Origin of the sequence: Streptomyces albicerus (genome assembly GCF_008905045.1) — a bacterium.
Lineage (GTDB): Bacteria > Actinomycetota > Actinomycetes > Streptomycetales > Streptomycetaceae > Streptomyces > Streptomyces albicerus.
The window spans coordinates 89,466-103,619 of record NZ_VWMY01000022.1 but is presented as its reverse complement, the minus strand read 5'-3'; the positions used below and the strand labels follow the sequence as shown (position 1 = coordinate 103,619).

17 protein-coding genes are annotated in these 14,154 nt (G+C 70.5%); 5 read left to right on the top strand and 12 right to left on the bottom strand.

What is annotated here, in order from left to right:
- Positions 1–8 precede the first annotated feature (8 nt).
- Complete coding sequence (gene hisI, locus GAS53_RS21245; RefSeq protein WP_151479232.1) at positions 9–428, bottom strand: phosphoribosyl-AMP cyclohydrolase; 420 nt, start codon at positions 426–428, stop codon at positions 9–11.
- Positions 429–568: 140 nt separating this feature from the next.
- On the opposite strand from hisI, the gene GAS53_RS21240 reads away from it, so the two are divergent.
- Positions 569–1,204, top strand: coding sequence for a TIGR03085 family metal-binding protein (locus tag GAS53_RS21240; RefSeq protein ID WP_151479231.1), 636 nt, complete (start codon positions 569–571; stop codon positions 1,202–1,204).
- Positions 1,205–1,207: 3 nt separating this feature from the next.
- On the opposite strand, the gene GAS53_RS21235 is transcribed toward GAS53_RS21240, so the two are convergent.
- The 10 genes from GAS53_RS21235 to hisD all read right to left on the bottom strand — a co-directional run bounded on the left by GAS53_RS21235 (position 1,208) and on the right by hisD (position 8,981).
- Positions 1,208–2,455 carry an MFS transporter gene (locus GAS53_RS21235; protein WP_151479230.1) on the bottom strand — a complete coding sequence of 416 codons (1,248 nt, stop codon included), beginning with the start codon at positions 2,453–2,455 and terminating at the stop codon, positions 1,208–1,210.
- Between the two features lie 50 nt (positions 2,456–2,505).
- A complete protein-coding gene (locus tag GAS53_RS21230; RefSeq protein WP_151479229.1) occupies positions 2,506–3,096 on the bottom strand; it encodes an ArsR/SmtB family transcription factor in 591 nt (196 codons plus the stop codon).
- 116 nt (positions 3,097–3,212) lie between these two features.
- Complete coding sequence (hisF, locus tag GAS53_RS21225) at positions 3,213–3,968, bottom strand: imidazole glycerol phosphate synthase subunit HisF (RefSeq protein WP_151479228.1); 756 nt, start codon at positions 3,966–3,968, stop codon at positions 3,213–3,215.
- A gap of 13 nt (positions 3,969–3,981) precedes the next feature.
- Positions 3,982–4,374, bottom strand: coding sequence for a RidA family protein (locus tag GAS53_RS21220; protein WP_151479227.1), 393 nt, complete (start codon positions 4,372–4,374; stop codon positions 3,982–3,984).
- Positions 4,371–5,111, bottom strand: coding sequence for a bifunctional 1-(5-phosphoribosyl)-5-((5-phosphoribosylamino)methylideneamino)imidazole-4-carboxamide isomerase/phosphoribosylanthranilate isomerase PriA (gene priA, locus GAS53_RS21215; RefSeq protein WP_151479226.1), 741 nt, complete (start codon positions 5,109–5,111; stop codon positions 4,371–4,373). The genes GAS53_RS21220 and priA overlap by 4 nt, the downstream gene beginning before the upstream one ends.
- Positions 5,111–5,761: an imidazole glycerol phosphate synthase subunit HisH gene (hisH, locus tag GAS53_RS21210; protein WP_151479225.1), complete on the bottom strand. Its 651-nt coding sequence runs from the start codon at positions 5,759–5,761 to the stop codon at positions 5,111–5,113. The genes priA and hisH overlap by 1 nt, the downstream gene beginning before the upstream one ends.
- Positions 5,752–5,916: a hypothetical protein gene (locus GAS53_RS55260; RefSeq protein ID WP_192583212.1), complete on the bottom strand. Its 165-nt coding sequence runs from the start codon at positions 5,914–5,916 to the stop codon at positions 5,752–5,754. Before GAS53_RS55260 ends, hisH begins: the two co-directional genes overlap by 10 nt.
- A gap of 4 nt (positions 5,917–5,920) precedes the next feature.
- Positions 5,921–6,514: an imidazoleglycerol-phosphate dehydratase HisB gene (hisB, locus tag GAS53_RS21205; protein ID WP_151479224.1), complete on the bottom strand. Its 594-nt coding sequence runs from the start codon at positions 6,512–6,514 to the stop codon at positions 5,921–5,923.
- A complete protein-coding gene (locus GAS53_RS21200) occupies positions 6,511–7,662 on the bottom strand; it encodes a histidinol-phosphate transaminase (RefSeq protein WP_404829260.1) in 1,152 nt (383 codons plus the stop codon). The genes hisB and GAS53_RS21200 overlap by 4 nt, the downstream gene beginning before the upstream one ends.
- The gene (hisD, locus tag GAS53_RS21195) at positions 7,659–8,981 is read right to left on the bottom strand and encodes a histidinol dehydrogenase (RefSeq protein WP_151479223.1); all 1,323 of its coding nucleotides are present in this window, start codon (positions 8,979–8,981) and stop codon (positions 7,659–7,661) included. The genes GAS53_RS21200 and hisD overlap by 4 nt, the downstream gene beginning before the upstream one ends.
- A gap of 214 nt (positions 8,982–9,195) precedes the next feature.
- Between hisD and GAS53_RS21190 the strand changes: the two genes are divergently transcribed.
- The 4 genes from GAS53_RS21190 to ybaK all read left to right on the top strand — a co-directional run bounded on the left by GAS53_RS21190 (position 9,196) and on the right by ybaK (position 13,284).
- A complete protein-coding gene (locus GAS53_RS21190; protein ID WP_151479222.1) occupies positions 9,196–10,776 on the top strand; it encodes an oxidoreductase in 1,581 nt (526 codons plus the stop codon).
- 146 nt (positions 10,777–10,922) lie between these two features.
- A complete protein-coding gene (locus GAS53_RS21185) occupies positions 10,923–11,966 on the top strand; it encodes a hypothetical protein (RefSeq protein WP_151479221.1) in 1,044 nt (347 codons plus the stop codon).
- 11 nt (positions 11,967–11,977) lie between these two features.
- Entirely contained in the window at positions 11,978–12,718 is a 741-nt protein-coding gene (locus GAS53_RS21180) for an LON peptidase substrate-binding domain-containing protein (RefSeq protein ID WP_151479220.1), read from the top strand.
- A gap of 65 nt (positions 12,719–12,783) precedes the next feature.
- Positions 12,784–13,284: a Cys-tRNA(Pro) deacylase gene (gene ybaK / locus GAS53_RS21175; RefSeq protein ID WP_151479219.1), complete on the top strand. Its 501-nt coding sequence runs from the start codon at positions 12,784–12,786 to the stop codon at positions 13,282–13,284.
- Positions 13,285–13,487: 203 nt separating this feature from the next.
- Here ybaK and GAS53_RS21170 read toward each other — a convergent pair whose 3' ends face one another.
- Positions 13,488–14,129, bottom strand: coding sequence for an AAA family ATPase (locus GAS53_RS21170; protein ID WP_151479218.1), 642 nt, complete (start codon positions 14,127–14,129; stop codon positions 13,488–13,490).
- Positions 14,130–14,154 lie beyond the last annotated feature (25 nt).

Below are 14,154 nucleotides of genomic sequence, written 5' to 3'. Positions count from 1 at the left end.
GGCTGACCTTACTGATCCACGGCCGGTACGCCGGAATCGACGTCCTTGGCGTCCTTGGCGTCTTTGGCGTCTTTGAGGAGCACGTCGGCGTCGAAGCAGGTGCGGGCGCCGGTGTGGCAGGCGGCGCCGATCTGGTCGACCTTGACGAGCACGGTGTCGGCGTCACAGTCGAGGGCGACGGACTTCACGTACTGGAAGTGGCCGGAGGTGTCGCCCTTCACCCAGTACTCCTGGCGGCTGCGCGACCAGTACGTGCACCGGCCGGTCGTCAGCGTGCGATGCAGCGCCTCGTCATCCATCCAGCCGAGCATCAGCACCTCACCGGTGTCGTACTGCTGGGCGATGGCGGGTACGAGCCCGTCGGCGCTGCGCCTGAGGCGCGCGGCGATCTCGGGATCGAGGCTGCTGGGCGGGGGCGTGCTGGTCATGCCGACCATTGTGCCGCGCCGGTCGGACACAGCTGGCCGATGTCCATCTGATGGAAAATGGCGGCGCGAAGCGCCTCGATGAGGGGTGGTGGCCGGGAGACGGGTGGGCGGACCGGGTCGGCGGTCGTAGGCTTGCTGACATGTCGACCCATGCCAAGCGTGAACGACTTCTCCTCGCCGATCTGTTGGAAGCCGAGGGCCCGGACGCCGCGACCCTGTGCGAGGGCTGGAACACCCGTGATCTGGCCGCCCATGTCGTGGTGCGCGAGCGCCGCCCCGACGCCGCGGGGGGCATCCTGATCAAGCAGCTCGCGCCACGTCTGGAGCGGGTGATGACCGAGTTCACCGAGAAACCGTACGAGGAGCTGATCCAGCTGATCCGTACGGGGCCGCCCCGCTTCTCGCCGTTCTCCCTCAAGCAGATCGACGAGGCGTCGAACGCGATCGAGTTCTACGTCCACACCGAGGACGTACGCCGCGCCCAGCCCGACTGGACACCCCGCGAACTCGACCCGGTCTTCCAGGACGCCCTCTGGTCCCGCCTCGAACGCACGGCCCGCCTCATGGGCCGCGGCACCCCGACGGGCCTGGTCCTCCGCCGCCCCGACGGCCAGACGGCGGTCGCACACAGGGGCACCCCGGTCGTGACGGCCACCGGCGAACCCTCGGAACTGCTGCTGTTCCTGTACGGGCGGCAGAACGCGGCGGACGTCGAGCTGGAGGGCGACAAGGAAGCAATCACCAAGCTGCACGACGCGAAGCAGCTGGGAATCTGACCGCTACTTCGGGAGCTCCGCCCGGCGAAGGTCGCGGACGCACAGCGCCAGCACCCCGCCGAGACCGCAGACGGCCGCACTGACGACGAACACGGGGCCGGTGCCCCACGCGCCGATCGCGGCGGCGGACACCGGCATGCCGAGCGGGGCGAGCCCGAGGCTGACGATGCCGGACACGGAGCTGACGCGGCCCAGGTAGGCGGGGTCCGTCCGGGTCTGCAGCAGCGCGCCGCAAAGGGCGCCGCTGAGGCCCGTGAGCAGGCCGATGAGGACGGCGACGCCCGCGGCCGCGACGACGTTCGGCACATGGGCGAGCGCGCCGATCGCGACCGAGCCGACGAGGATGGTCACCGCCATGACGCGTCCGGCATACGGAAGGCTCCCGCGTACGGCGAGCAGCAGTGCGGCGGCGCCGGCGCCCACGCCGAATCCGGCGAGCACCCAGCCCATGCCGGAGGCGCCCCAGCCGCGCTCGTCGGCGAGCAGGGTCAGCCCCACGTTGAGCGGTCCGACGAAGCCGAGCTCGCTGAGGGCGATGGCGACGATCAGCGGGGCGAGGACGCGGTGGCCGCGGATGTAGCGCAGCCCGTCGCGGAGGTCGCGCCAGGCGGTACGGCGCTCGGTGGCGTTGTCGTCGCCGGGGAGTTCGGCGACCCGGACGGAGACCAGCAGGGGCACGGACACCGCGATCAGCAGTCCGGCGAACCCGAAGGCCGCGGCCGACCCGCCGATCGCCACGCCGAGGCCGCCCAGCGGCGCGCCCACGACGTTGGCGAAGCGGATGGCGAGTCCGCGCATGCCCTGCACGCGGGTGAGCTGGCCGTGGCCGGTGATGCGGGCCGGCAGGGCGCCCACGGCGGGCATGAAGACGGCGTCGACCGTGCCGAAGACGAGGGCGAGCACCGCCAGCGGCCACAGTCCGGGCGTCGTGGCGAAGAGCAGCGCGGCCACCGCGAGCACGGCCGCGCACCGTACGGCGTCACTGGCGATGACGACCTTCCGGGGCCCGAACCGGTCGGCCAGCACTCCCCCGCCGAGCATCAGCAGGGCGCGTGGCACGGCACTGAGGGCGGCCACGAGCCCCGCCTGCGCGGGCGTGCCCGCCTGGACGGCGGCCCAGGTCAGCGCGAGGTAGTAGACGTTGTCCCCGACCATGGACGCGGTGTAGGCGCCGAGCCAGCGCAGAACGTTGCCGTCACGGTGTGCGGGTCTGTCGGACACAGGGGCCGGGGGTATGAGCGTGGTGGACATACGGGTGTGCCCTCTCGAGCTGCGGAGCCTCAGGCGCGAGCCGCGGTCTCTCAGGCTCGGAACGGGAAGCCGTACACGTGCAGCGCGACGTTCTCGCGCCCCTCGGTGTCACCGGCCGCCTCGGCGGCGCGGCCCTTCTCGTCGTACTTCCTGGCGAGGGTGAGCAACTCCTCGCTGAGCTCGGCCAGTTCGGCGGGGGTCAGCCGCAGCAGCGACTCGTTGTCCGGCGCGGCGGAGTTCCACTCGGAGCCCCAGGTGGGGCGTTCGTCGAGGTAGCGGCGGTACATGGCGGCGCGCTGCTCGTGGAAGAGCCTGGTGGCGGCCAGGTGCGCGGCCGCTTTCTCAGGCGCGTCCCGGAAGTCCTTGTCCCTGATGCTCAGGCCTTCCGACGAGGGCTGCCACCAGCGCTCACGGGCATCCCCGCTCTGCGGTTCGGCCTCCTCGATCAGCCCGTGCTCGGCGAGCTTGCGCAGGTGGTAGCTGACCAGCGCCACCGCCTCGTCGACCTGCTCGGCGAGCTGCGAGGCGGTGGCCACGCGCGCGACGGTCAGGGCCCTGTAGAGCTGCATGCGCAGCGGGTGGGCGAGTGCCTTGAGCGTGCCCAGGTCCGTGATCCGGCGGTCTCTCTCCTTGCCTGTCATGCCCCTACCGTAGATACGCAAGAAAAGTTGCGCAATCTATTTTGCGCAACTTTTCTTTTGCATGTGGCCATGTGTAAGCCCCGGCCACCTGGTGACCGGGGCTTACACCAAAGAGCTCACCTGACGGGGTGCCCCGCCTCCCGCAGCGCCTGCTTCACCTCGCCGATCCGCAGATCTCCGAAGTGGAAGACGGACGCGGCGAGCACGGCGTCCGCGCCCGCGGCGACGGCCGGTGGGAAGTCGGACAGTCTGCCGGCGCCGCCGGAGGCGATGACCGGGACGGTGACGTGTTTGCGTACGGCCTCGATCATCTCGATGTCGTAGCCGTCCTTGGTGCCGTCGGCGTCCATCGAGTTGAGCAGGATCTCGCCGGCGCCCAGCTCGGCCGCCCGGTGCGCCCACTCGACGGCGTCGATGCCGGTGCCGCGACGGCCGCCGTGCGTGGTGACCTCGAAGGTCCCGTCAGGCGTCCGGCGCGCGTCCACCGACAGGACCAGCACCTGCCGCCCGAAACGCTCCGCGATCTCGCGGATCAGGTCGGGGCGGGCGATCGCGGCCGTGTTGACCCCGACCTTGTCCGCCCCTGCGCGCAGCAGCTTGTCGACGTCCTCGGCCGCACGGACGCCGCCGCCCACCGTCAGCGGGATGAAGACCTGCTCGGCCGTGCGGCGCACCACGTCGTACGTCGTCTCGCGGTCGCCGGAGGACGCGGTGATGTCCAGGAACGTCAGCTCGTCGGCGCCCTCGGCGTCGTACACCTTGGCCATCTCGACGGGGTCGCCCGCGTCGCGAAGGTTCTGGAAGTTGACGCCCTTGACGACCCGGCCGTTGTCGACGTCCAGGCAGGGGATGACTCGGACCGCCAGGGTCATGAAACCGGCTCCTCTAACGTCCTGTGATTGCTTCTATTTCCACTTCGACCAGGATGCGCGGGTCGACGAAGCCCTCCACGACCAGCAGGGTCGAGACCGGGCGCACCGAGTCGAAGAGCTCCTTGTGGGCCCGGCCGACGTCGTCCACGTCGCGCGCGTGCGTCAAGTACATCCTCGTACGGATCACGGACTCCACGCCGAGCCCGAACTCGGCTATCGCGTCCAGGGCGGTGGAGAAGGCCGTCCTGGCCTGCTCATACGGGTCGCCCTCCCCGTACAGCACATCGCCCTTGAAGGACGTCGTGCCCGCCACCAGGACGCGGTCGCCCGCCGCGACGGCGCGTGCGAAACCGAAGGACTCTTCCCAGGGACTTCCGCTCTGCACGCGCCGCACGGCATCGCTCATGACGCCACTGCCTCCAAGGCCTCTTCCAGCGTGAACGCCTTCGCGTACAGGGCCTTCCCGACGATCGAGCCCTCGACACCGAGGGGCACGAGCTCGGCGATGGCGCGGAGGTCATCCAGGGAGGAGACGCCGCCGGAGGCGATCACCGGGCGGTCCGTCGCCGCGCAGACGTTCTTCAGGAGCTCCAGGTTCGGGCCCTGCAGCGTGCCGTCCTTGGCGATGTCCGTCACCACGTACCGCGCGCAGCCCTCCTTGTTGAGGCGCTCCAGCGTCTCGTAGAGGTCGCCGCCGTCGCGGGTCCAGCCGCGGCCGCGCAGGGTCGTGCCGCGTACGTCGAGACCGACCGCGATCTTGTCGCCGTGCTCGGCGATGACCTTGGCGACCCACTCCGGGGTCTCCAGGGCGGCGGTGCCGAGGTTGACACGGGTGCAGCCGGTGGCCAGGGCGGCGGCCAGCGAGGCGTCGTCGCGGATGCCGCCGGACAGCTCCACCTTGATGTCCATCGCCTTGGCGACCTCGGCGATCAGCTCACGGTTGTCGCCAGTGCCGAACGCCGCATCGAGGTCCACCAGGTGCAGCCACTCGGCGCCCGACCGCTGCCAGGCGAGAGCCGCCTCCAGGGGAGAGCCGTACGAGGTCTCCGTACCGGACTCGCCGTGTACGAGCCGGACCGCCTGGCCGTCACGGACGTCCACGGCGGGGAGGAGTTCGAGCTTCCCAGAGGGATTCGACGTCATCAGAGGGTTCCGATCCAGTTGTTCAGCAGCTGCGCTCCGGCGTCGCCGGACTTCTCGGGGTGGAACTGGGTGGCCCACAACGCGCCGTTCTCGACGGCCGCCACGAAGGGCTTGCCGTGCGTGGACCAGGTCACCAGGGGTGCGCGCATCGCCGGGTTCGCGGTCTCCAGGGACCAGTCGTGGACGGCGTACGAGTGCACGAAGTAGAAGCGCGCGTCCGCGTCCAGGCCGGCGAAGAGCTCGGATCCCGCCGGTGCCTCGACGGTGTTCCAGCCCATGTGCGGCACGATGTCGGCCTGCAGCGGCTCGACCGAGCCGGGCCACTCGTCGAGGCCCTCGGTCTCGACGCCGTGCTCGATGCCGCGCGCGAACAGGATCTGCATACCGACGCAGATGCCCATCACCGGGCGGCCGCCCGCGAGGCGACGGTCGACGATCCAGTTGCCGCGCGCCTCCTTCAGCCCCTGCATACACGCGGCGAAGGCGCCGACTCCCGGCACCAGCAGCCCGTCCGCGTTCATGGCCTTGTCGAAGTCACGCGTGATCTCGACGTCGGCGCCCGCGCGCGCGAGAGCACGCTCCGCGGACCGCACGTTCCCGAAGCCGTAGTCGAAGACGACCACTCGTTTGGAAGGGGTGCTCAATTCCACACCTCCAGCCTCAGGACGCCCGCCACAAGACACATGCCGGCGCCGATCGACAGCAGCACGATGAGGTTCTTCGGCATCTTCTGCTTGACGAAGGAGTAGACGCCGCCGAGCAGGAAGAGCCCGACGACGATCAGTACGGTGGAGAGACCGCTCATGGCTTTACAGGGCGCCCTTCGTGGAGGGGAGGATGCCCGCCGCGCGCGGGTCACGCTCGGAGGCGTACCGCAGCGCGCGGGCGAGCGCCTTGAACTGGCACTCCACGATGTGGTGGGCGTTCCGCCCGTACGGCACGTGGACGTGCAGCGCGATCTGGGCCTGCGCGACGAAGGACTCCAGGATGTGCCGGGTCATCGTCGTGTCGTACTCGCCGATCATCGGCGCCATCTTCTCGGGCTCGGTGTGCACGAGGTACGGACGCCCGGACAGGTCGACGGTCACCTGGGCGAGCGACTCGTCCAGCGGGACCGTGCAGTTGCCGAAACGGTAGATCCCCACCTTGTCGCCGAGCGCCTGCTTGAAGGCGGCGCCCAGCGCGAGGGCGGTGTCCTCGATGGTGTGGTGCGAGTCGATGTGCAGATCGCCCTCGGTCTTCACCGTCAGGTCGAACAGACCGTGGCGGCCGAGCTGGTCGAGCATGTGGTCGTAGAAGCCGACCCCGGTCGACACGTCGACCTTTCCGCTGCCGTCGAGGTCGATCTCGACGACGACCGAGGTCTCCTTGGTGTTCCGTTCGACACGGCCGACGCGGCTCATGCGCTCTGCTCCTGTTCTAGGTCCTTCTTCAGTTCGCGTACCGCATCGAGGAACGCGTCGTTCTCTTCGGGCGTACCGGCGCTGACCCGCAGCCACCCCGGTACGCCGTTGTCCCGGACCAGGACGCCCCGGTCGAGGATCTTCTGCCAGGCCTCATGGGATCCGGCGCTGCCGTCGAACCGCCCGAACTGTACGAAGTTCGCGTCCGACTCGGTCACGTCGTAGCCGATCGCACGCAGTTCGGCGACCAGCCGGTCCCGCTCGGCCTTCAGCTGCTCCACGTACCCCAGCAGCGTGTCGGTGTGCTCCAGGGCGGCCAGCGCGGTCGCCTGCGTGACGGCCGACAGGTGGTACGGCAGCCGTACGAGCTGGACGGCGTCCACCACCGCCGGGTGCGCGGCGAGATAGCCGAGGCGCAGCCCGGCCGCGCCGAACGCCTTCGACATCGTCCGCGAGACGACGAGATTCGGCCGACCTTCGAGCAGCGGAAGCAGCGAATCGCCGTGACTGAACTCGATGTACGCCTCGTCGACCACGACCATCGACGGCTTGGCGGCCTGCGCGGCCTCGTACAGCGCGAGGACCGTCTCGGGCGGTACCGCGTTGCCCGTGGGGTTGTTGGGGGTCGTGATGAAGACGACCTCGGGCCGGTTCTCGGCGATCGCCTTCTCGGCGGCCACGAGATCGATCGTGAAGTCCTCGTTGCGCGGACCGGAAATCCATCCGGTCCCGGTGCCGCGCGAGATCAGGCCGTGCATCGAGTACGAGGGCTCGAAGCCGATCGCCGTCCGGCCGGGTCCGCCGAAGGTCTGCAGCAGCTGCTGGATGACCTCGTTCGAGCCGTTGGCCGCCCAGACGTTCTCGACGCCGACCGCGTACTTGCCGGTCTTGGTCAGGTACTTGGCCAGTTCGGTGCGCAGCTCCACAGCGTCCCGGTCGGGGTAGCGGTTGAGGTTGCGGGCGGCCTCGCGCACGCGCTCGACGATCCGCTCGACGAGCGGCTCGGGCAGCGGGTACGGGTTCTCGTTGGTGTTCAGCCGTACGGGGACGTCGAGTTGGGGCGCGCCGTAGGGGGACTTGCCGCGCAGCTCGTCCCGGACGGGGAGCTCGTCCCAGGGGGACACGGAGGTGCTTCCGAAGGTACTCACTTGCTGGGCACCTTCCAATCGAACCTGGCCTTGATCGCCGCACCGTGCGCGGGCAGGTCCTCCGCCTCCGCGAGCGTCACCACGTGGTGCGCGACCTCGGCCAGCGCGTCGCGCGTGTAGTCGACGATGTGGATCCCGCGCAGGAAGGACTGGACCGACAGGCCCGAGGAGTGGCAGGCGCAGCCGCCGGTCGGGAGCACGTGATTGGAGCCGGCCGCGTAGTCGCCCAGCGACACGGGCGCCCAGGGGCCGACGAAGATCGCGCCGGCGTTCCGTACGCGGTCCGCCACCGCGGTCGCGTCGGCCGTCTGGATCTCCAGGTGCTCGGCGCCGTAGGCGTTGACGACCCGCAGGCCCTCTTCCACGCCGTCGACCAGCACGATCGCGGACTGCCTGCCGTTCAGCGCGGGGACGATCCGGTCCTCGATGTGCTTGGTGGCCGCGACCTGCGGCTCCAGCTCCTTCGCCACCGCGTCGGCCAGCGCGACCGAGTCGGTGACGAGGACGGCGGCGGCGAGCGGGTCGTGCTCGGCCTGGCTGATCAGGTCGGAGGCGACGTGCACGGGGTCGGCGGTCTCGTCCGCGAGGATCGCGATCTCGGTCGGACCGGCCTCGGCGTCGATGCCGATCTTGCCCGCGAAGTAGCGCTTGGCCGCGGCGACCCAGATGTTGCCCGGTCCGGTGACCATGTTGGCGGGCGCGCAGGACTCGGTGCCGTACGCGAACATCGCGACGGCGGTCGCGCCGCCGGCCGCGTACACCTCGTCGATCCCGAGCAGCGCGCAGGCGGCCAGGATCGTGGGGTGCGGCAGACCGCCGAACTCGGACTGGGCGGGCGAGGCGAGCGCGATCGACTCGACTCCCGCCTCCTGTGCCGGAACCACGTTCATGATCACGGACGACGGGTAGACGGACCGGCCGCCGGGCGCGTACAGCCCGACGCGATCGACCGGCACCCACTTCTCGGTGACCGAGCCGCCGAGCGTCACGTTGGTCGTGTGCGCGGTGCGGCGCTGCGCGCGGTGGACGATACGGGCGCGTCGGATCGACTCCTCGAGGGCCGCGCGAACGGCCGGTTCGAGCCGCTCGAGCGCGTCCGTGAGCGCCCGCGCCGGGACCCGTACGGACTCCAGGCGTACGCCGTCGAACCTCTCCGCGTAGTCGATCAGCGCCGCGTCGCCCCGATGATGCACGGCCTCGCAGATCGGACGCACCTTCTCCAGGGCGGCCGAAACGTCGAAGTCGGCTCGGGGCAGCAGGTCGCGCAGGGCCGAGCCCTCGGGGAGGGCGTCGCCGCGCAGATCGATTCGGGAGATCACAGGGCCAATTCTCTCAGACGGGGATCTGGCGTTGGACGCCTGTATCAATCGCTGATACGCGTTGTGGATCACCGGGCCCTACATGGCCCGATTTCACGCCTGTTACGTGTTCCGGAAGATCACCTTCACGGCTTGCGTTCGGCGCGTCACTCAGCGGGCATCACATGAACGACTGTACGAAACCCGCGAGTAGCGGGGGAGAAAGGGAAGATCTGTGACCGAGGGGGCCGGCATCCGCGCCGGAGACCTGCCCGACGACCTGACCGCCGCCGAGGCCGGCATGTGGCAGGCGTTCCGCAACGGCAGCGTGTACGACCTGCGCGTCGGTGACGCGACCGTGGACGATCCGCACGGCGGCCATCCATGGGGTCCCGAGCGCAGCGTGCGGGCGCGGATAGTGGCCTGGCTGCTGCTGGGCGGACCGCCCGCGCTCGACGGCCGGGTCTCGTCTCTGAAGCTGACCGGCGTGCAGATCACCGACGTGCTCGATCTCGCGGGCGGCGCGATCGAGCCGTACGTCGAGATGAAGGGCTGCCGGTTCGAGAAGGAGATCCTGCTGCCCGAGTCCCGGTTCACGACCGTCCGTTTCGTGGACTGCTCGGTGCCGCGTCTCGAGGCCGCCCGGCTGCACACCGAGGGCGATCTGCATCTGCCGCGCTGCCACTTCCACAACGGCGTGCGCCTCACCGACGCGCACATCGGCACGGACCTGCTGCTCAACCAGGCCGTGGTCTACCGGGACCGGCGCGGCCGTTCCATCACCGGCGACGGGATGACCGTCGGACAGGACCTCCAGGCCGAGATGCTGGAGTCGCACGGCGAGCTGAGCCTGCGCGGCGCGACGGTCGGCGTCTCGCTCAGCCTGCGCGGCAGCCGGCTGGCCAACCAGTACGGGCGCATCGCGCTCAACGCCCCGCAGCTGACCGTCGAGCGCACGCTGTACATGACCCCGGCAGGCGTCACCAATCCCCTGCAGACAAGCGGCAGGACACCGGCGCGCGGCACGCGCGTGCAGCGCTTCGAGTGCGACGGCGGCATCCGGCTCGACGACGGCCGGTTCGGCGACGCGGTGGACTTCGAGCAGGCCCGCCTCATCCTGCAGAACGGCCAGGAGGTCTCGCTGCGCCGCGTCCAGGTGCCCGAGCTGCGCTTCCTCGGCGAGCGGCCCGAGCGCGGGCGGATCGTGCTGAACGGGGCGCGGGTGGTCAACCTCGTCGACCAGGCGACCAGCTGGCCGGGCGCGGGCCAGCTGCAGATGGGCGGCTTCCAGTACGAGAACCTCGTGCCGCGCGGCCCGTTCCCGCTGACCCGGCGCCTGCAGTGGGTGGCCGCGGCGACACCGGAGTACAGCCCGGAGCCGTACGAGCGGCTGGCGACCGTGCTGCGCAACGGCGGTGAGGACGAGGACGCGCGTGAGGTGCTGCTCGCCAAGCAGCGCCACAGACGCGAGTTCCTGCCGCTCGCGGCCAAGCTCTGGGGGTACGCGCAGGACTGGACCGTCGCCTACGGGTACCGGCCGGGACGGGCCGCCGTATGGATGGCGGTGCTGTGGGCGGCGACCTCTTTAGCCTTCCGGCACGCCGACCATCCGCCGATCAAGAGCGGCGAGCATCCGCCGTGGAACCCGTCGCTGTTCGCCCTCGACCTGCTCCTGCCGGTCATCGATCTCGGCCACACCGGCTACTGGCAACTGCGCGGCGGCTGGCAGTGGTTGGCCGCTGTGGTGATCCTCCTCGGCTGGGTCCTGGCGACGACGGTGGCGGCGGGCGCGACCAGGCTGCTGCGCAGAGGCTGAACCGCTGCCGGGCCGCATGCAACCATTGGCTCATTTCAGCTGTCTTCCCTCCGCAACCACCAACCGAGCAACCACGCCCGAGCAACCACGACGGCGAGCACCCGGTCCGCGAGAGCGGCGTCGGTTTTGGCACAAAGGGGGACACCATGGCCTTACTACGCGCGTTCCTCCGTACGGCCCGGATGGCACGGAACACCTCGCGTCTGGCCGCCGGTCTGCCCGCCGACGACGAGGTACTGCTCGACGCCCCGGACGAGCGGCTCGGTCCCGCGCTGGTCGCGGCGGGCCGTGGCGAGTACGGGCCCGCGGCCAAGCTGCTGGCCACCACCCGGGAAGCCGCCGAGTGGGAGAACCGGGACCGGTACACGACGCGCCTCGCCGCCTTCGCACGTTCCCGTACCGAGTGGTTCGACGACTGGAGCTCCGCCGCCCCGCACGACCCGGACGCGCTGCTGGTCAAGGCCGAGCTGGCGGTGTGCCGGAGCTGGGAGTCACCGGCCCGCGCCGAGCTGCTGCGCCAGGTCGGGCCGCTGATCTCCGCGGCCGCCGAGGGCGACCCGCGCGACCCGGTGGCGTGGCGGGTCGCGCTCGACCACGCGCGGGGCACGAACGCCCCGCACACCGACTTCGAGCAGCTGTGGGCCGAGGCCGTGCGCCGCTCGCCGCACCACTACGGCTGCCATGTGGCCGCCCTGAAGTACCTGTCCGCCGCCTGGTACGGCTCGCACCGCGAGTGCTTCGACTTCGCAGAGCGGGCCGCGCAGGACTCGCTGCCCGGCTCCCTCGTCCAGGCTCTGCCGGTGCGCGCGGCCTTCGCCTACCTGACCGAGGGCGGCGGTGCGACCGTGCCGCGCGAGCGCCTCGACGCGGCGGCCGACCTCGCGATCGCCGTGTCCGGGGAGTACGCGGCCGCCGACCCATGGCCCGCGGAGGTCCGCAACCTGCTCACCTACGTGCTGATCCGGCTCGAACGCTGGGACGAGGCACTGGCGGAAGTGCGCCGGATCGGGCCGTACGCCACCTCGTTCCCCTGGGACCGGGTCTCGGACGACCCGCTCGGCCAGTTCCTCGAACTGCGCGACGGGATTCGGCTCCAGGTGGCCTCGGACATGCCCCTGAAACCGCGCGACGAGGATCTTCCGTATCCACGGAGTGAGCACGGCGGACGTGCGCCCTCCAGTGACCATTAGGCTTTTGCGTCGTGACCACCGTCCGGCTCCCCCTCTTCCCTCTGAACTCGGTGCTGTTTCCCGGGCTCGTGCTGCCCCTGAACGTCTTCGAGGAGCGCTATCGCGCCATGATGCGCGATCTGCTGAAGACCCCCGAGGACGAATCGCGCCGGTTCGCCGTCGTCGCCATCCGCGACGGCCACGAGGTCGCGCCCACCGCGCCCGGCATGCCGGACGTGACGGCCGTACCGCGGCGCGGGCCCGCGGCCGGCTTCGGCGACGCCCCGGCGAAGGCCTTCCACGAGGTGGGCTGCATCGCGGACGCGGCGACCATCCGGGAACGGGCCGACGGCAGCTTCGAGGTGCTGGCCACCGGGACGACCCGGGTCCGGCTGCTCTCCGTGGACACCTCCGGGGCCTATCTGACGGCCGAGCTGGAGGAGCTGGAGGAGGATCCCGGCGAGGAGGCGGGGGCGCTGGCCGAGGGGGTGCTGCGGGCCTTCCGGCAGTACCAGAAGCGGCTCGCGGGCGCCCGGGAGCGGTCCCTGTCGACCGGGGCCGAGCTGCCGGACGAGCCGGCCGTCGTCTCGTACCTGGTCGCGGCCGCGGCGATGCTCGACGTTCCGGCGAAGCAGCGGCTGCTGCAGGCGCCGGACACGGCGTCCCGGCTCCGGGAGGAGCTGACGCTGCTGCGGGCGGAGACCGCGATCATCCGTAATCTGCCGTCGTTGCCCGCGTCGGAGCTGACGCGGGGGCCGACGAATCTCAACTGACGTGAGCCCGAACTGACGCGGGTCTGAACTGACGCGAGTCCGAACTGAGGTAAGGCGTAGGTCTCTTGGCGAAGAAGTCGAAGAAGCAGCAGGCGGGAGGGACGCCCGCGACCGTGGCGCTCGCGGCGGCCGGGGTCGAGTTCACGGTCCATGCCTATGAGCATGATCCGTCGCATCCCTCGTACGGGGAGGAGGCGGCCGAGGCGATGGGTGTCTCGCCGGACCGGGTGTTCAAGACGCTCGTAGCGGACGTCGACGGGGACCTCACCGTTGCCGTCGTGCCGGTGGCGGGCTCGCTCGATCTGAAGGCGCTCGCCGCGGCGGTGGGGGGCAAGCGGGCCGCCATGGCCGATCCGGCCGCCGCGGAGCGTTCCACCGGGTATGTGCGTGGCGGCATCTCGCCGCTCGGGCAGCGGAAGAAGCTGCGTACGGTGCTCGACTCGTCGGCCTCGGCACACGCCACGATCTGTGTTTCGGCGGGGCGGCGGGGGCTTGAGGTGGAGCTGGCTCCGGATGACCTGGCCAAGCTCACGGATGCGGTGTCGGCACCGATCGGTCGTGCGTGACCCCTCGACGGATGTGAGCTTCTCGGTTAAGTACCGAGGACATGTCGAAGAAGACGCGTAAGCGGAAGTGGCGGGTCAAAAAGGGGCGGTCCAATCACGGGCACCGGCCTGCGTAGGAACGTTTTTGTCTGCGGGTGCGTGGGGGCTGATCGCGCAGTTCCCCGCGCCCCTGAAGGGGCGCCCGTTGCCCGGAGTTTTCAAGGCTACGGGGCCGGAGGGTACTGAGTCTGCTGGTACGGGTCCGGGTCCCTCGGGGCGAACAATGCCGTCAGGCCCAGGTGGACCAACAGGGCTGCGACGGACCAGGCGAGCAGGGCGCCCTTGGCGTTGAGTTCCAGGGGGGCGTCGAAGGTCACGCCCTTGCCCACCTCCTTGGCGTGGGCGGCCACGTCCTGGGTGGGCCCGAGCCATATACCAAGGCGCCAGGCGAGCAGGGAGCCGAGGATGCCGCCGACGGTGAGCGCGATGATGAGCGGGATGCCGCCGCGGCGTCGTACGAGGAAGACGGCCAGCGCGCTGACCAGGCCGAAGCCGAGCGCGAGCAGGGTGAACGTGCCGTCCACGCCGATGGCCTGCTCACCCTCCGTGTCCTTGAGGTAGACCGCGGAGCTGTCGGAGACCAGCGGCACGTGCGGCGCCAGCCACCACCACAGCACGCCGAGCAGCACCCCGCTGAGCGCCATCGCGACCGTGATGACGGCGGCCTCACGCAGTTCTGTCTTCATCCCGGGACCGTCCTCCTCATGACCGAGATGACCGAACGCATACCCGGGGGGCGGCGCCTGCCAGGCATGGTGCGGAGGCTGGTGGTTCGGCGGCGGAGGCGGAGTCAGCGGTGCGGTCACACTGACATCGTGCCAGGCCCGCCTG

Bases quoted from the DNA above. Each gene is read 5' to 3' on its own strand.
- hisI (WP_151479232.1), bottom strand. From the start codon at position 428: ATGACCAGCACGCCCCCGCCCAGCAGCCTCGATCCCGAGATCGCCGCG.
- GAS53_RS21240 (WP_151479231.1), top strand. From the start codon at position 569: ATGTCGACCCATGCCAAGCGTGAACGACTTCTCCTCGCCGATCTGTTG.
- GAS53_RS21235 (WP_151479230.1), bottom strand. From the start codon at position 2,455: ATGTCCACCACGCTCATACCCCCGGCCCCTGTGTCCGACAGACCCGCA.
- GAS53_RS21230 (WP_151479229.1), bottom strand. From the start codon at position 3,096: ATGACAGGCAAGGAGAGAGACCGCCGGATCACGGACCTGGGCACGCTC.
- hisF (WP_151479228.1), bottom strand. From the start codon at position 3,968: ATGACCCTGGCGGTCCGAGTCATCCCCTGCCTGGACGTCGACAACGGC.
- GAS53_RS21220 (WP_151479227.1), bottom strand. From the start codon at position 4,374: ATGAGCGATGCCGTGCGGCGCGTGCAGAGCGGAAGTCCCTGGGAAGAG.
- priA (WP_151479226.1), bottom strand. From the start codon at position 5,111: ATGACGTCGAATCCCTCTGGGAAGCTCGAACTCCTCCCCGCCGTGGAC.
- GAS53_RS55260 (WP_192583212.1), bottom strand. From the start codon at position 5,916: ATGAGCGGTCTCTCCACCGTACTGATCGTCGTCGGGCTCTTCCTGCTC.
- hisB (WP_151479224.1), bottom strand. From the start codon at position 6,514: ATGAGCCGCGTCGGCCGTGTCGAACGGAACACCAAGGAGACCTCGGTC.
- GAS53_RS21185 (WP_151479221.1), top strand. From the start codon at position 10,923: ATGGCCTTACTACGCGCGTTCCTCCGTACGGCCCGGATGGCACGGAAC.